The sequence below is a fragment of the Paucimonas lemoignei genome, from assembly GCF_004342585.1.
Lineage (GTDB): Bacteria > Pseudomonadota > Gammaproteobacteria > Burkholderiales > Burkholderiaceae_D > Paucimonas > Paucimonas lemoignei.
Genome location: NZ_SLZQ01000002.1, coordinates 416,209 through 433,284, shown reverse-complemented (window position 1 = coordinate 433,284; position 17,076 = coordinate 416,209). Strand labels below are relative to the sequence as shown.

Here is a 17,076-nt window from a genome sequence, read left to right as displayed (position 1 = left end):
CGACATCATGACTACCCAATTCGATAACGTTTCCGTCGTCAAGAAAGCCAACATCTACTTCGACGGCAAGTGCGTCTCGCACAACATCCAGTTCGCCGACGGCACGAAGAAATCCATCGGTGTGATCTTCCCGTCGTCGCTGACCTTCAATACCGGCGCACCGGAAATCATGGAACTGAATGCCGGAAAATGCCGCATCCGCCTGAAGGGTGAAACCGAATGGAAGAATTACGAAGGTGGCCAGAGCTTCAACGTGCCGGGCAATTCCAGCTTCGACATCGAAACCCTGGAAACGCTGGACTACGTCTGCCACTTTGGCTAATAAATAGAAAGCGCAGATAGCGCGATCAGGGCTGGTTGTGGCGGGCGGATGCCTGCTTCAACCAGCCCTTTGTTTTTGTGCGGTGCAATTGTGAATGGCAAGCCTGAAGTACTGGCAAGGCCGATCACTGACGCGATACGCCGGCAACGTAGGAGACAAAAGAACCAGGCGAGCACTTAACTGCAATGGTCATCGCTCAAACGATCACCGGCTCGGGCTCAATGAGCACACCAAAACGCGCTTGCACGTCTTCCTGGATTCGGCGCGCTAACGCCAGTACTTCCTGGCCGGATGCCCCGCCCCGGTTCACCAGCACCAGCGCCTGCTTGTCATACACGCCCGCCGCGCCGAGGCTCCTGCCCTTCCAGCCACACTGATCGATCAGCCAGCCGGCGGCAAGCTTGTACGTGCCATCTGCCTGCGGATAGCTGATCAATTGCGGAAAGTGCTCCAGCAAGGCATGACGCTGCTGTGCCGGCACCACCGGATTCTTGAAAAAACTGCCGGCATTGCCGATCACCGCCGGATCAGGCAACTTGCGCGTGCGGATGGCGATGACGGCATCGCTGATATCTTTCGGGCTAGGGCTGTCCAGTCCACGCGAGGCAATTTCCTGCTCCAGTTCCGCATAGCGTAAATTGGCTTCCCATTTCCTGGGCAAGGCAAACGTTACATCCAGGACGATGGCGCGGTCGCGCAAGGCATGCTTGAAGATGCTGTCACGGTAGCCAAACGCACAGGCTGCTTTATCCAGGCGCAAAACTGTGCCGCTTTCGAGATCGAATATGGTCGCAGAATGAAAGCAATCCTTGACTTCCGCACCATAGGCGCCGATGTTCTGGATCGGTGCCGCTCCCACGCTTCCCGGAATCAGAGAGAGATTTTCCAGCCCGCCCAATCCCTGGGCCAGCGTCCACAAAACAAACTGATGCCAGTTCTCGCCACCTGCGGCTTTTACATATGTTGCCTCGGCATCTTCCCCCACAATGTCGATGCCTTTCATGCACATATGCAGCACTACGCCAGGAAAATCACGCGTCAGCAGGATATTGCTGCCACCACCTAATACTAGACGTGGCAACCCGGATAATGCTGGCGACCGTAACGCTTTTTGCAACATTTCTACCGAACCAATTGTTACATATCGTTTCACAGTTGCCTGAATACCAAAAGTATTGTGGTCTTGCAAAGAAAAATCGGATTGAATATAAGAAATGGCAGTCATAGAAGGCGATTATAGTCGCCCACTGCATTCGCGGCACGACTGATATCTCCCGAAATTAATAGGCGATTCTCTGCGCAGGTCTAGCCACCGCAGGTCGACTTCGCTAGAATTGGCAATTAATCAATAAACAATTGTTTGCGGCATCTCGGCCGCTGCTCCCATAGATTTACAAGGATGGAAAGTCATGCCTTCATTTGATGTTGTTTCCGAAGCTAACCTGGTTGAAGTGAAAAATGCTGTAGACCAGGCGAACAAGGAAATCTCGACCCGTTTCGATTTCAAGGGAAGCGATGCGCGCGTTGAACAAAAAGAGCGCGAACTGACTGCCTATGCCGATTCGGAATTCCAGCTGAACCAGGTCCGTGACGTACTCATGGCAAAGATGACTAAGCGTAGCGTCGATGTGCGTTTCATGGACAACGGCAAGATCGAGAAAATCGGCGGCGACAAGGTCAAGCAAGTCATCAAGATCAAGAACGGCATCGAGTCCGACGCCGCCAAGAAAATCGTCCGTATCATCAAGGACAGCAAGATGAAAGTGCAAGCCAGCATCCAGGGCGAAGCCGTACGGATCGCCGGCGCCAAGCGCGACGACCTGCAGGCCGCCATTGCCTTGCTGAAGAAAGAAGTGACCGACTTGCCGCTGGAATTCAACAATTTCCGTGACTAGCATGGCAAATTACTGGGAGAGCATTATGCCGCGCTACCGTTTCCCCGCTTCGAATCCGCCGACGGCTGAAGTAGCGAGTCCGGGTGACGGGGCGGCGCCCTGCCAGTGTGCGCTGGAAGCGCAGTTCCCCCACATCCTGTCGGCCATCCAGGCGTTGTGGGGCTACAAGGAACTGAATACCTACTTCACCAAGCTGACGCTCGACGAGCGTGGCGGCCGCGCAGGCTTTCCGCCGGAAGTATGGGATGAGATCCATACCCTGCTGCGCCTGCATCAGGAAATCCTGCCCGAACCCTTGTTTGCCACGAACATTTCCCGCCATGCGCTCGACTTCATGCGTACTAGTTAGCCTGCTCGCGGGCTTGTCACTAGCCGGCAACGCTGCCGCCGCCGACATCGATCTGGTCGGTGTTTTTCCGGGCAAGGCTGTCCTGGTCGTCAATGGCGCCGCTCCCAAGACCTATTCGGTTGGGAATACCGTCACCGATGGCATCAAACTCACCAGCGTCGGTACCGAATCTGCCGTCCTCGAACAGAATGGCAAGCGGCAAACCCTGAAGCTCGGCGAACATTTCAACCGTACCTCTCCTTCCGGCCCGGCCAGCATCACGCTGCACCCGGATAGCCAGGGCCACTATCTTACGCACGGCCAGATCAATGGCGGCACGGTGCGCATGCTGGTCGATACCGGCGCCAGCCTGATTGCCATCCCGGCCAGCGATGCAACGCGCCTCGGCATCAATTACAAGCAGGGGCGACAGGGTTATTCCAGCACGGCCAACGGCGTCAAGGTGGTATACCGGGTCACGCTCGACTCAGTCAGGATCGGCGATATTCAGCTCAATCAGGTTGATGCCACCGTACATGAAGAAGGCTTGCCGATCACACTGCTTGGGATGTCATTTCTGAACCGGACGTCAATGCGCCGGGAAGGCGATATGCTGACGCTGTCCAAGCGCTATTAATCTTTTCAAAGCCGCTCGGCGAGGTTTTTCAATGTAGTGCCGGCACGGCATCCGGCAAATAAAAAACGGGCGCAAAGTATGCGCCCGTTTTTGCTTTCGGCAGAATATGCCGCTACCGGTTTTGCAGCAGCGGCACTTTCGCAGCCTGTTAACCTTCTTCTTTAGAACCTTCCTTGAGCCGGCGCTGCTTGACTGCCGCAGCCAACACTTCCAGCACGCCCAAGCTTTGATCCCAGCTGATGCAGCCATCAGTGATCGATTGGCCATAGACCAGTTCCTTGCCTTCGACGAGATCCTGGCGGCCCGCCACCAGGTTCGATTCGACCATCACGCCGACGATACGGGTATCGCCTGCGGCGATCTGCTCGCCGATATTGGCGCACACCGGCACCTGATTCTCCGGCTTCTTGCTGCTGTTGGCGTGGGAAGCATCGATCATCAGGCGCGAGGCCAGGCCGCTGGCGGCAATCGCCTTAGCAGCCGCATCCACGCTCTCCGCATCATAGTTCGGCGCCTTGCCGCCGCGCAGGATGATATGGCAATCCTCATTACCGGACGTTGACACGATTGCCGAGTGACCGCCCTTGGTCACCGAAAGGAAATGGTGCGGCTGCGATGCGGCCTTGATCGCATCGACAGCGATCTTGACGTTGCCATCGGTGCCGTTCTTGAAGCCGACCGGGCACGACAGGCCCGAGGCCAGTTCACGGTGCACTTGCGATTCGGTCGTGCGGGCGCCGATCGCGCCCCAGCTGATCAGGTCGGCGAAATACTGCGGACTGATCACGTCGAGGAATTCGGTGCCGGCCGGCAGACCCAGCTCGTTGATATTGACCAGCAGTTCGCGCGCCATGCGCAAGCCGTCATTAATGCGGAAGCTGTTGTCCATGTACGGATCGTTGATCAAGCCTTTCCAGCCAACCGTGGTGCGCGGTTTTTCGAAATACACGCGCATGACGACTTCCAGTTCGCCGGCATAACGCTGGCGTGCCTTGAGCAGCAGATTGGCGTATTCCATCGCTGCCTTGGGATCATGGATGGAGCATGGGCCGATCACCACCATCAGGCGGTCATCCTGGCCGTGCAGGATACGATGCAGGGAGGTGCGCGCGTTGGCGACGACTTCGCCAACTTTTGCCGAGCACGGAAACTCGCGGATCAGGTGCGAGGGAGGTGTCAGTTCTTTCAATTCTCGGATCCTCAGATCGTCAGTGCGCGGCATCTTTTTCTCCAGTAAATTAAATCTGTATAAACGAAAAAACCGCCATCACTGGCGGTTTTTTCAGAAATCGGTTTAGGGCTTGTTTATTCGCGCGCTTACCGCTTTTCCACCGCCATCGGGCTGGAATAGCTAAAGTAAAACCAGAAATAAAAGCGGGCGATTGTCATCGGGATTACCAAAATACTTCGCTGATGGGGAAATATTGCTACAAATCGAGCCTCTTGGCAAGTTTGTGTCCCATTTTAGCAAAAATGCCCGGGCCTTTGCCGGGCATTTCCTTATGCTGTACCGCCGACCGTCATGCCGTCGATGCGCATGGTCGGCTGGCCGACGCCAACCGGTACGCTCTGTCCTTCCTTGCCGCAGACGCCGATGCCCGGGTCCAGCTTCATGTCATTGCCGATCATCGATACCCGATTCAGGACTTCCGGGCCATTACCGATCAGGGTCGCGCCCTTGACCGGGTAAGTCACCTTGCCATCCTCGATCATGTAGGCTTCGCTGGCCGAGAACACGAACTTGCCGTTGGTGATGTCGACCTGGCCACCGCCGAAGTTCACGGCATAAAGGCCATTCTTGACCGATGCGATGATTTCCGCCGGATCCTTGTCGCCGGCCAGCATGTAGGTATTGGTCATGCGCGGCATCGGCAGGTGGGCGAAGGATTCGCGGCGCGCGTTGCCTGTGATCGCCATCTTCATCAGGCGCGCGTTCAGCGTGTCCTGGATATAGCCCTTCAGGATGCCATCCTCGATCAGCGTGGTGCACTGGGTCGGATTGCCTTCGTCATCCATGTTGAGCGAGCCGCGGCGATCCGCCAGAGTGCCGTCATCCACCACCGTCACGCCCTTGGCGGCGACGCGCTCGCCGATGCGACCGGAGAAGGTGCTCGAACCCTTGCGGTTGAAATCGCCTTCTAGTCCATGACCGATTGCTTCGTGCAGCAATACGCCTGGCCAGCCATTACCCAGCACAACGGTCATCGGGCCGGCCGGCGCAGGGCGCGCATCCAGATTGACCAGCGCGGAATTCACCGCTTCGGTCGCATATTTTTCCAGCAGTTCATCGGTGAAGTAATCGTAGCGGTAGCGCCCACCGCCGCCGGAAGAGCCGACCTCGCGCCGGCCATCCTGTTCGGCAATAACGGTGACGGACAGGCGCACCAGGGGACGGATATCGGCGGCGAGCACGCCATCGCTGCGCACCACCAGCACGACATCGTATTCACCGGCCAAACCGGCCATGACCTGCACTACGCGCGGATCGCGCGCACGGGCAATGCGCTCCACCTTTTCCAGCAGCTTGACTTTCTGGGTGGCGTCCAGCGACACCAGCGGATCGTTCGGCAAGTACAGGTTGCGCCCGCCGCCCGGCTGGATGGCTTGCGCCACCTGGATCTTGCCCGCACCCTGGCGTGCGATGGTACGCGTCGCCGCAGCAGCCTCATTCAGCGCGCGCTCGGAAATCTCGTCGGAATAGGAAAACGCCGTCTTGTCGCCCGACACCGCGCGCACACCGACGCCCTGATCGATCGAGAAGCTGCCGGTCTTGACGATTCCCTCTTCCAGGCTCCAGCCTTCATTCTTCGTGAACTGGAAATACAGGTCGGCGTAATCGACCTTGTGCGTGAACATGGTGCCCAGCGCGGTCAGCAGCTTCGATTCATCCAGGCCGAATGGCGTGAGCAGGATGTCGCGGGCAGTGGCAAGCGTAGCGAGATTGGGTTCGAATGGTTTCATGTGCGCGCTGAAAGTAAAAGTTACCGGACCGGAAAATCAGCCGGGCAAAAACTCATTGTAGAGCATCCTGCAAAGCGGTGCTGCCGCCTTGCCGAGGCATCGCCATGATGGAGAGCTTATAACTTGCGATGGCGCAATGCTGGCAAGTTCTCACGTACGCGTGCCAGTTCGGCGGCATCGATATCGCCCAGCACCACGCCCTCGCCTTCCGGCAAGACCGCCTTGATCTCGCCCCAGGGATCGACCAGCATGCTATGTCCCCAGGTACGACGGCCGTTGACATGCTTGCCTCCCTGGGCAGCTGCGAGGACATAGCACTGATTTTCGATGGCGCGGGCGCGCAACAGGATTTCCCAGTGCGCGCGTCCCGTCGTATAGGTGAACGCTGCCGGCACGACGATCAGCGACACCGGCCCCATGGCGCGATAGAGTTCCGGGAAGCGCAAGTCGTAGCAGACCGACAGGCCGACCTCGCCGAAAGGCGCGCCGAAGACCGTGACATCCTTGCCATGCACGATGGTTTTCGACTCGTCGTAGGATTCCTCGCCCTTGGTAAAGCTGAACAGGTGGATCTTGTCGTACCGTGACACCATCGCGCCATCCGGCCCGTACACCAGCGTGGCATTCATGACCTTGCCCGCCTCCTGCGCCACCAGCGGCAGCGTGCCGCCGATCAGCCAGATGCCGTGCTCACGGGCGATCGCCGACATGAATTGCTGGATCGGGCCGCCATCGAGCGCCTCGGCCAGCTTGACCTTGTCCACATCCTGCATGCCCATGACCGGCCAGTATTCCGGCAGCAGCACCAGTTGCGCCCCCTGCCCGACCGCATCGGCAATCAGGCGGCGCGCGGTTGTGAAATTCTCTTCCACCACAGGCGTCGAAACCATCTGCACTGCGGCGACTTTGACAGCCTTGTTTTGTATTGAATTAGTCATGGCATTATTTTACAGATTCAACGTTGCCGGGGACATTGTCCGGATTCCCTGTACCTGAAGCAGGGTCGCTTCTCCTGCTGAGCTTGGTAACCACCGGCTCCTTCCATGGACCTGCCACCTGGTATTCAAAGGTAAAGGCCTTCATCAGCGGATCGCGCAGGAATAGCTGCGCCAGGAAAGTGCCCAGCCCGATGACAGGGTTCACAGCCAAACCATACACGATCGAGGCGGCGCCTGCATTGATCTCGGGGATCACGGCCACATGCAGATTGGCGGTTTCCCTGGCTATGTCCGCCATGCCATCCATAAGCACGGTGGCGCTGACGCTACGCATCTTGAAATTGTCGGTCTTGGCTACGCCGCGGGAAATCGCGGCCGTGCCGACGATGCCATCGAAAGCAAAGCCCTGCGAGAACACATCGCGGAAGTCCAGTGTCAAGCGGCGAGGCAAAGATTGCAGGCTCAGCACGCCCAGCAGCTTGGCGGCGGCGGGATCGGCCTTGAGGAATTGTCCGGAGCCGATATTCAGGCTTAGGCGGCCATCGAGCGACGGGATATCGAGATCAAAAGGCAAGCCCTTCCAGCTCAGTTGTCCTTCCATCTTTCCCTTGCCGCCTCGCAGTACATTATTGAAGCCGAAACGGTCGAGCAGCTTGCCCGCGTCGATGATCTCCAGTGTGTAATCCAGGCTCGACTGGCTGCTGCCTTCCCGCGTGATCCAGTTTCCCTTGGCCTGAAATTCGCCATCCGCATTCAGGATGGCAAGCCTGTTGATCCGCCATTCGCGCACGCCGCCGGCCGGCCTCATGTTATGGGCCTGCAGCTCCAGATGGCCGAAGCGCTTGCCGAACAGTTCGAAATTTTCGGCGGTAATATCCAGCGCCGGAATTTGCGCGGCTTCCTTTTTTCCTTCCAGCAGGTCCGACACATCGGACGCGGCCGCTTCAGGCACGATCAGCGATGCCAGACGCGCCGTCACCTTGCCCAGTCCACGTCCGGAGCGGGATTCTTCCCAGGTCACGTAACCGGACGCCTGCTCCGAATCGATATTGGCTTGCCACGCTCCCTGCAGATGGGATGCACCGACCACCACGTTATCGAGCTTCTTGCCGGCGATGATCAGCTCGTTTGCCCGCGCAGCCAACACTTCCGGTTCAAAATACGACGACAGGTTAGACCCGCCTGCTTGTGCTGTAGCGGCCGAGGATTTTGCCGCTGTCGCGACGGGCTTGCCGGCGTCGAGAATTCCCGATACCAGCTTGTTCCAGGCATCGATATTCAAGGAAGGCAAGTTAACATTGGCAATCACGCCGCTGTCCGGCTGTGGCGGCGGGACATTGATGCCAATGCCGCCACGTAGAATCCGCCATGCCGCATTTTTCTCATGCCGTCTTTCCCGTTCATACCAGGCGCCGATGGCACTGCCGGCCGAGACCCTGATTTCATCACGGCTGCTTTGCGGATTCGGACTTGTCTTCGCGATCAGATCCAGCTTGAACGGCAGGGAATCGCGAGGTTCCTTTTGCAAGGGTGCGGGAAAATTCAGGCCGATCCCTTGCAGGCTGGATTCAACCGTCACATCCGTTTGCCCGCCTTTCCTGACTCGCACCTGCGCGGTATAGCGCGTGTTGCCGCTGATGCGCTGCCCCACCTGCTGCAAGGCCGGGTCCGGGTAGGCTTTGCGCAAGCCATCGGTAGTCAAGCCGCCAGCGGCTTTGATGATGATGGTGCCATCCTTTAGCGTACTGCCGGTGATGCTCGACGCCGCGCCAAGGAATGTCGTCTTCACGCCGGGCAGATTGACGCCAAGCTCGCTGAATTCCAGCTTGCCGCTCGTATCCGACATCTGCGGCAATCCATCGAACAGCACGATATCGTTGCCGAGAAATTGCAGAGTGCCCTGCACTTTGGTTTGTTCGACGTGATTCAGCGGCATTTGCAGCTTTAATCCAAGCCTGGCCTTGCCGGATGCCTTGCTTTCCTCGGTGAAGTTGCCGATCCATTCGGCCACCGGGCTGGCATTGACGTACTGGATGAAGTCCTGCAGGCTGGCGTCGGCCTGGCCATCGATATCCAGCTGGGGATGGTCGGACAGCAAATCCGGAATCACCGCTTTCACATTGGCCAGGTCGGCGCCGCCGGTTTTGGCGCTGTCGGCCTTGATCTCCAGATGTGCGCGATTAAAGGTAATCGTGCCCTGAATGTCATCCAGTATCGGCCAGAACGGCGACTTGCCATCCGCGGCAAGCTCGCCCGGCGTGTAATTGATGCGGCCATCGGCGATACGTCCGCTCAGCGTGAATTCGCCGGTCGGCTTGGCGCCCGGGCGATCGGCACGGAAAGGAAAATCGGCGAGATTGCCTTTTATTTTCAGCGCCAGATTTTGTGCCTTGCCGCCTTGCAGACCACCTTCCAGCCATTCCCGCGTATGTTGCGGAGTCTGCATCGGCAGATAGCGTCCCACCTTGCGCAAATCGAGTTCGGCGATTCTGCCGGTCAGGTCGATATGGCCAAAAGGCGTGGCGCCGCGGGCCTGCAGGGGCATCAGGTGACGCCCAGACAGCGAAGCCACGAGGCCATCCTGCACCACATCCATGCGCTCGATTTCCAGCAGCAGTTGCTGATCTTTCTGGAATGTCCAGTTGGCCTGCATGTCGAACTGCTCGAACAGCATGACCGGCTCGCTGAAATATCCTGGCAAATCGAGCTTGAGCCCTTTCGACAGCACGTGGAAATTGCCGCCCTTGTCGCTGGCATCCACCGTGCCGCTCAGGTTTTCGAAACCGGGAATCGCCGGCAGTGCCGCCTGGGCCGGCTGATTGCCGATACCCGGACGCGCCGGGCGCGGCGGCTGGGCATTCATGCTCAGGCCGGAAAAGATACCTTTGACTCGGTAAGCGGTCAGTGCCGGATAGCTGCCTTGCCATTGCACGGAAAAATCGCGCAACTGCCCGCGCGGCATGAAGTCACTGAGCATTTCGCGCTGGCCTGCCGGCAAAGGCAGGCGTTCGGCAAAGTTGGCCAGCGTATGCAAATCCAGCAAGCGTGCGCTCACCTCGAATTTTTCCGGCTGACCCTTGGCTGCCGGCGTATATCGTTCAGTCAGGGTCGTGCTTGGAAATACCAAGCCTTCCCTGGTCGTGAAAGAAAAATCGGTCAGGGCAATGGCATGGCCATGGCTTCCGAAAGTCGGCGTGCCATCCTGCCGGTGCGGATCGATTTCTTCCCTGACCGAGATGCGGCCATTCACCTGCACCATGTCCAGCGCTTGCAAGTCCGGCCGCAAGCGGGTGTGGACATCCAAGAGAGACAGGTCGGCGCTGAAATCGGCAACCCGGGCCTGATCGAATTTCAGCCAGGCGCGGACCGAACCTCGCCCCTGCGTCAGTTCGACCGGATAGTCGACATAGGCTTTCCAGGCCGACAGATCGGTATTGCGTAAATCTGCATACAATTGCCCGGTCCAGCGGCTGATGTCGGAAGTCCGCTTGGCGAAATGCGGGTGGTAGAAATCCGCGCGCACATCCAGCGGCTCCGCAAAGTTCGCTGGCGGGGTTGCCTTCAAGGCAAAGCGATGACGCCGCCAATGGTTGCGCAGGACAAAATCAATGTCCTGCAGGTTCAGCACGGGAGCGCCGCGCTTTTCGTCCAGCCAGCTCAGGCGACCGCCGCGGATGGCAATTTCTTCCTGGTGAAGTACCCATTCCAGACCGCGCGACTCGCCTGTTTCGTTCTGCCGCAGGTCGACCTCGATGCCGCCGATATGCAGGATATCGTTGCGGTCCCGCCGGATTTCCATGTCGGGACGCTCGATTTCCAGGCGACGCAGGCGCAAATCCGCCACCATCACGGATGACCAGGAAAGTGTCGCGGAGACTTTCGGCAATACCAGCGCGGCCTGACCGGCAGAATCGCGAATTACGACATTGCCAAGGACGAGATGCGGCCGCAATCCGCGCCATGACGCCTGCAAGCTGCCGGCCTCCACGGGGCGGCCTATTGTCCGGCTGACCACCTGTTCGATTTCAGGCTTGTAAGCATCGACATTCGGCAGAACGATGTACCGCAGCGCCAGGATAAGCAGGGCAAATAGAAAATAAACAACGACCAGGGCCTTGAATGCCGCGCCGAGCAAATGATAAGTCGCACGATTGGCAAGCCGATAGGCGCGACGCACAGATGCCCACATGGTTTCCAGGCGTCTACGTGTGGGCAAAGTGGAAATGATTTGATCTCTTGGCATCAATCGAAATTGGTTGTCTCTGTCCGGCAGAAGGCTTTATCTTTAGTAATGGCCACAATTGGCGACAGAGGCAGCGCTGGGGAACAAACCCGGCGTACAATGAAATTATAAAAATAATGCATTGCCTGCAATTAATTGTATTGATGCCCTGTACGCTACAAGCCTGGCTCGGCGTTCATCACTGTATTTACCTATGACAACTCATTCCTTGACTGGTGCCGTCGCCTCACGGTTTTATTCCCGCTGGCTGGCTGCCGATCCGGCCAGGCCAGAGCAACTGGCAAGCGTAGCCGGATTATCGCTTGGCCCGGCGGTTTTTGCCAAAGTTTTACAAAATGAAACAGCAGCAGGCATGCCTTTGCCGCGTGCCATGCGGCGTTTGCGCAACTTGGCGATTGCCGTCCTGATTGAGCGCGACCTGTCGGGCAAGGCCGATCTGGCTGAAGTGGTCAGTACCATGACCAGCCTGGCGGAATTCGCCGTGCAACACCACGTCACCGCGCTTACCGAGGAATTCATCGAACGCCATGGCACGCCGATCGGCCAGGATTCAGGCAAGCGGCAAGACCTCATTGTTCTGGGCATGGGCAAGCTGGGTGGCGGCGAGCTGAATGTCTCGTCCGATATCGACCTGATCTTTGTCTATCCGGAAGATGGCGAAACGCAAACGACTCAACCTGACCAGAAGTCGCTGTCCAACCATGAATTCTTTACACGCCTGGGCAAGCGCCTGATCAAGGATATCGCCGACATCACCGAGGATGGCTTCACCTTCCGGGTCGACATGGCCTTGCGGCCGAACGGCAATTCCGGACCGCTGGTTGCCAGCTTCGGCATGGTGGAGGAATATCTGCTGGTGCAGGGCCGGGAATGGGAGCGGTATGCCTGGGTAAAGGCACGCGCGCTGACCGGCGACCCGGATGAAATCGCGGCGCTGGAAGCGATCATTAAGCCGTTCGTCTACCGGCGCTATCTGGATTTCGGCGCCATCGAAGCCATGCGCGGCATGCATGCGCAGATCCGCGCCGAAGTCGTGCGCCAGGAGACCCGCCATCCGGAACGCAGTCACAACGTCAAGCTGGGGCGCGGCGGCATCCGCGAAATCGAATTCCTGTCGCAGGTTTTCCAGCTGATCCGCGGCGGTCGCGACACCGAGTTGCGCGACCGCTCTACCCGCACCACCCTGCGCACGCTGGCTGCGAAACAATTGCTCGATCCGGATGAAGTGGATCAGCTGCTGGAAGCCTATACCTTCCTGCGCAACCTGGAACACCGCCTGCAGTACCTGGAAGATGCCCAGACCCATACGCTGCCGGTCAGCGACGAGGACCGCCTGGTGGTCGCCAACATGATGGGCTATGCCGATACGGCAGCCCTTTTGGACGCGCTCGAAACGCGCCGCAAGTTTGTCGCCGCGAGCTTCGATGCCATCTTCGCGGAAAAGAGCGGCCAGGAAGGCGACAAGGAAGACAACCAGGCGGCAAGCCAGGTAACGCTGGCGCCGAACGATGACCTGGATTCGCTGCAGACCTCGCTCGAGGGATTGGGCTATACCAATCCACGCGAGGCCGCACAGCGCCTGCTGACGACGCTGCAATCAAGTCGCCTGCAATCCTTGCCCGAGGCCAGCCGCAATCGCGTCATCGCACTCATCAACAGCGCGCTGCCGCTGGTCGCCTCCTGTCCCGATGCGCAGAACGACACGCTCAACCGCTTGCTGGATTTCTTCGAGACGATCGCCAGGCGCGCCGCTTACCTTGCCTTGCTGACGGAATATCCGCATGCCCTGCGGCGCGTCGTGCGCATGATGCACTCCAGCGGCTGGGCGGCGCAATACCTGACGCGTCATCCTATCCTGCTCGATGAATTGCTCGATGACCGCACGCTCAGGGCAGCGCCCGACTGGTCGGCTTTTTCTGCGGAGCTGCAGCGACAGATGGATGCCACCGAAGGCGATACCGAACGGCAGATGGATACCCTGCGTGAAATGCATCATGCGCAATTGATGCGTCTGCTCGCGCAAGACCTCGAAGGAGACTTGAGCGTGGAACGTCTTGCCGACCACTTGTCGTGTCTGGCGGATATCCTCGTCGGCGCTACCGTCAAGGCAGCCTGGCAAACGATACCGAAACGCCATCGCGAAGTACCCAAATTCGCGGTCATCGCCTATGGCAAGCTGGGCGGCAAGGAACTCGGCTATGCTTCGGACCTCGATGTCATCTTCCTGTATGACGACGACGACCAGGAAGCGCCGGCATATTATTCCAAGCTGGCGCAGCGTTTCATTACCTGGATGACCAGCCATACCGCCGCCGGCATCCTGTTCGATGTGGATATCGCCTTGCGTCCGGATGGCGCCAGCGGCCTGCTGGTAACCAGCGTCACCTCCTTCGAAAAATATCAGATGGAATCGGCCTGGTTATGGGAGCACCAGGCCCTGACGCGCGCACGCTTCTGTGCCGGCGATGCCGACATAGGCGCCAGGTTTGAATCGATCCGCGAAGCCGTGCTGCGCAAGCCGCGCGAGGAAGCCAGCCTGAAACACGAAGTGCTGGCCATGCGAAAACGGCTCCGCGAAGCGCACCCGAATGCGAGCACGCTGTTCGACCTGAAACATGACGAAGGCGGCATGATCGATATCGAGTTCATGGTGCAGTACCTGATCCTGCGCCATGCAGCCCAATATGCCGAACTGGTGCCGGACATCGGCAATATCGCTTTGCTCAAGCTATGCGGCAAACTGGGGCTGATCAATAGCGAATTGGCGGAAAAAACCGCCGATGCCTACCGCAAGTTCAGAAAACTGCAGCACCAGGTCCGCCTGCAGGGCGCCGACAAGGCGCGTGTTGCGCCGCAGCGCGTGGAAAAGGACGTAACGGCGGTCACTCAGCTCTGGGCGGAAATCTTCGCCTAGCTGAGCTTGCCTCGAGGTTGGCATTGAGTCCATTGCCGGCCTCCGACTCGGCCCCGCACCGTTTGCGCATACCGATACGCACCTGGCGACATGCCTGCCGCGATCATCAGCCACCCTTGGAATTCGGCCGTGGCTGCCGGCGCATTAACACCGCCTGCACCACGACCGCTGCTGCCAGCGCCATCATGAAGCTGACAGCAATCGATTGGCTTTCCAGCAGCGTCGCCAGCACCCAGCAAAACATCGTGAATGCAAAAAAGCCCTGCACCATGCCTTTCAGCAGCCCAACGGCGAATGGTTGACTGACATTCCGGTGCGAGAACACCGCCAGCACGCTGCCCATCACGGGAAACACGGCAAGCAAGCCCGCGAGGCGCGGTCCTAGACTGCCCGAAAACACCGTAACGGCAAGCACAAGAACCAGGCCGGCAAGCATTCGATACGCCACATCCGATCTCGGCTTGCCTGAAGAAGGCACATTCGGCAAAGCCTGCGGATACAGCCTGGACGCTAGCGATAGAAATACCATCGTCAAAACAGCCGCCTGCAAGGACGACACCTCCAAGAGGATGGAGGGAACAATGACACCTAAATACGCAGCCCAGCCGGCGCTCAGGCTCAGGAACCAGGATCGTGTCCGCGACACCCAGCTGTAGGCAATGCCGAAACCGATATTGCCGGCCACAGCCAGGATCGCCGCGGTTGCAGCATGGGCGGCAAAGGACTGGCCTTGCTCGATCGCGACGAAAAAGAGAATCGGCCCTGCAACCACGGGAAAGGCAGCCAAGCATCCGGCTACACTGGCGCCCCAGCGGCGGCCTGCGAACGTTACTGCGGCGATCAGGGAAGGAACAAGCGTGAGTTTAAGAGCTAATAAGCCGTACATAAGGAGGGAGGGAAATGCAGATTTCGGAGCAGGTAATCAGCGTACTTTAGCAGAACATGCGAGCTAAGCGTATGAACAATGTATTCGAGCAAGGCCATGACGGCAGCGTGACACTAAATGCAAAACTTTAGTCCGAACAATGCATCCAACCAGTAGCGCGCTTTGCCAATTACACAACCCCATCACCTATGACCACATCTCCTGTTCTGCAAGAAAGCCTGACTGAACAACTGCAGGAAGTCTTTGGCATTACCGAATTGAGGCCCGGCCAACGGGAAGTCATCGACAGCGTTTTACAAGGACACGACACTCTCGCCATCATGCCCACCGGTAGCGGCAAGTCATTGTGTTATCAGCTCCCCGCCTTGAATCTGCCGGGCACCACGGTCGTCGTGTCGCCCTTGATTTCACTCATGAAGGATCAAACGGAAAAGCTGGAAGAATCGGGCGTCGATGCCGCGCAGATCAATAGCACCCTGAGCGAAGACGAAGAACAAAGCGCCCTGCGCAATATCGCGCGCAAGCGCATGGCTATCGTGTTTGCCACGCCCGAGCGCATGACCGATCCCGAATTTCTGGCGAGCCTGAAGCGTGCGCAGGTCAGCCTGTTCGTCGTCGACGAAGCGCACTGCATTTCGCAATGGGGGCATGATTTCAGGCCAGCCTATCTGCAGCTTGGGCACGCCATCGAAACCCTCGGCCGTCCGCCGGTGCTGGCGCTCACGGCCACTGCCACTCCCGAAGTGATCGAAGACATTACGCATCAGCTCAAGTGCCGCTCGCCCCGCATCGTCAACACCGGCATCTACCGTCCGAATCTGCATTACGAAGTCGTGCGCGCCGCCAGCGAAGCGGAAAAACTCGAGGCGCTGCACGCGCTGCTCGGCAAGCTGCAAGGCAGCGGCATCATCTATACCGCGACCGTACGCGCGGCGGAGGAATTGCATGAAGCGCTCAAGGAGCGTGACATCGACGTTGCGCTTTACCACGGCCGCATGCCAGTGAGGGCGCGCAGCGACAGCCAGGAACGCTTCATGCAAGGCGAAACACGCATCATGATCGCGACCAATGCTTTCGGCATGGGTATCGACAAAGCCGACATCCGCTTCGTGATTCATTTTCAGGTGCCGGGCAGCCTGGGCGCTTATTACCAGGAAGCTGGCCGCGCCGGGCGCGATGGCGAACCGGCGAAATGCATCCTGATTTTCCATGACCAGGACAAGCGCATCCAGCAGTTCTTTCTGGCCCATCACTACCCCGACGAACAAGACTTGCGCGCCGTCCTCAAGGCAATGGAGGAATCGAGCCATGATCATGCGCCCGTCAAATTCGAGCAGCTGAGGGAATGCCTGACCAAAAGCTCAAAGACAAAGCTGCAAATCATGCTCAAACTGCTGCAGGATGGCGGCCTGGTCGAATCCACCGGCAGAGACGCTTTCCGGCGCACGGAAAGCCGCGCCGACGCCCTGCTTCTTGAGCAATTGGTTAAGGAGTACCGGCGCAAGGGCGAGCATGACCGCTACGCGCTTGAACGCATGGTGTTTTACGCGCAAACCGGATTTTGCCGATGGAAGGTTTTGCTTGAATACTTTGACGATGAGGTCCAGTGGCAGCGCTGCGGCAGCTGCGACAATTGCCTTCACCCGCCCGAAAAGGAACTGACGCCATTGGCAAGATCGAGCTCGTCGCGGCCGAATCTGCGCAGCCCGGTTCGCAAGCGCAATGCCCCGGCCTTCGTGCCTGGAAGCCGCGTGACCGTTCCAAAATTCGGCGAAGGGAAAGTGCAAGCCGTGGCCGGCGATCAGATCACCATCCTGTTCCCGGACAGCCGGTCAAAGACCTTCTTGCAGCAGTATGTCAGGCCGCTACCCAAAGTCTTGGCAGCCTCGATGTATTAGCCTGGTTGTATTAGCCTCATTGAGCTAGCTTGGTTGTGCTAGCCGCAATGCCCT

12 protein-coding genes are annotated in these 17,076 nt (G+C 58.5%); 6 read left to right on the top strand and 6 right to left on the bottom strand.

Annotated features, from left to right (window positions below):
• Positions 1-7 precede the first annotated feature (7 nt).
• Entirely contained in the window at positions 8-322 is a 315-nt protein-coding gene (gene ppnP / locus EDC30_RS05255; RefSeq protein ID WP_132257727.1) for a pyrimidine/purine nucleoside phosphorylase, read from the top strand.
• A 196-nt stretch (positions 323-518) separates the two neighbouring features.
• Here the strand turns inward: ppnP and murB are convergent, their stop codons facing one another.
• Positions 519-1,547 carry a UDP-N-acetylmuramate dehydrogenase gene (gene murB, locus EDC30_RS05250; RefSeq protein ID WP_132257726.1) on the bottom strand — a complete coding sequence of 343 codons (1,029 nt, stop codon included), beginning with the start codon at positions 1,545-1,547 and terminating at the stop codon, positions 519-521.
• A gap of 184 nt (positions 1,548-1,731) precedes the next feature.
• Here murB and EDC30_RS05245 point away from each other — a divergent pair, with 184 nt between their 5' ends.
• From EDC30_RS05245 to EDC30_RS05235, 3 genes are read left to right on the top strand one after another with little or no spacing between them, the layout of a single operon-like run.
• Entirely contained in the window at positions 1,732-2,217 is a 486-nt protein-coding gene (locus tag EDC30_RS05245) for a YajQ family cyclic di-GMP-binding protein (RefSeq protein ID WP_132257725.1), read from the top strand.
• Between the two features lie 25 nt (positions 2,218-2,242).
• Entirely contained in the window at positions 2,243-2,566 is a 324-nt protein-coding gene (locus EDC30_RS05240) for a hypothetical protein (protein WP_132257724.1), read from the top strand.
• Positions 2,538-3,182 carry a TIGR02281 family clan AA aspartic protease gene (locus tag EDC30_RS05235; protein WP_132257723.1) on the top strand — a complete coding sequence of 215 codons (645 nt, stop codon included), beginning with the start codon at positions 2,538-2,540 and terminating at the stop codon, positions 3,180-3,182. The genes EDC30_RS05240 and EDC30_RS05235 overlap by 29 nt, the downstream gene beginning before the upstream one ends.
• A 148-nt stretch (positions 3,183-3,330) precedes the next feature.
• Here EDC30_RS05235 and aroG read toward each other — a convergent pair whose 3' ends face one another.
• The 4 genes from aroG to EDC30_RS05215 all read right to left on the bottom strand — a co-directional run bounded on the left by aroG (position 3,331) and on the right by EDC30_RS05215 (position 11,270).
• Positions 3,331-4,404 carry a 3-deoxy-7-phosphoheptulonate synthase AroG gene (gene aroG, locus EDC30_RS05230; RefSeq protein ID WP_132257722.1) on the bottom strand — a complete coding sequence of 358 codons (1,074 nt, stop codon included), beginning with the start codon at positions 4,402-4,404 and terminating at the stop codon, positions 3,331-3,333.
• 278 nt (positions 4,405-4,682) lie between these two features.
• Positions 4,683-6,143 (bottom strand): metalloprotease TldD, encoded by a 1,461-nt coding sequence (gene tldD, locus EDC30_RS05225; RefSeq protein WP_132257721.1) that lies wholly within the window; start codon positions 6,141-6,143, stop codon positions 4,683-4,685.
• 116 nt (positions 6,144-6,259) lie between these two features.
• Positions 6,260-7,081 carry a carbon-nitrogen hydrolase family protein gene (locus EDC30_RS05220; RefSeq protein WP_132257720.1) on the bottom strand — a complete coding sequence of 274 codons (822 nt, stop codon included), beginning with the start codon at positions 7,079-7,081 and terminating at the stop codon, positions 6,260-6,262.
• 4 nt (positions 7,082-7,085) lie between these two features.
• Complete coding sequence (locus EDC30_RS05215; RefSeq protein ID WP_243656656.1) at positions 7,086-11,270, bottom strand: YhdP family protein; 4,185 nt, start codon at positions 11,268-11,270, stop codon at positions 7,086-7,088.
• Between the two features lie 247 nt (positions 11,271-11,517).
• On the opposite strand from EDC30_RS05215, the gene glnE reads away from it, so the two are divergent.
• Positions 11,518-14,238, top strand: coding sequence for a bifunctional [glutamate--ammonia ligase]-adenylyl-L-tyrosine phosphorylase/[glutamate--ammonia-ligase] adenylyltransferase (gene glnE, locus EDC30_RS05210; protein WP_132257718.1), 2,721 nt, complete (start codon positions 11,518-11,520; stop codon positions 14,236-14,238).
• Between the two features lie 106 nt (positions 14,239-14,344).
• Here glnE and EDC30_RS05205 read toward each other — a convergent pair whose 3' ends face one another.
• Positions 14,345-15,025: a hypothetical protein gene (locus EDC30_RS05205; protein ID WP_165973734.1), complete on the bottom strand. Its 681-nt coding sequence runs from the start codon at positions 15,023-15,025 to the stop codon at positions 14,345-14,347.
• Positions 15,026-15,312: 287 nt separating this feature from the next.
• Here EDC30_RS05205 and EDC30_RS05200 point away from each other — a divergent pair, with 287 nt between their 5' ends.
• Positions 15,313-17,022, top strand: coding sequence for a RecQ family ATP-dependent DNA helicase (locus EDC30_RS05200; protein ID WP_132257716.1), 1,710 nt, complete (start codon positions 15,313-15,315; stop codon positions 17,020-17,022).
• Positions 17,023-17,076 lie beyond the last annotated feature (54 nt).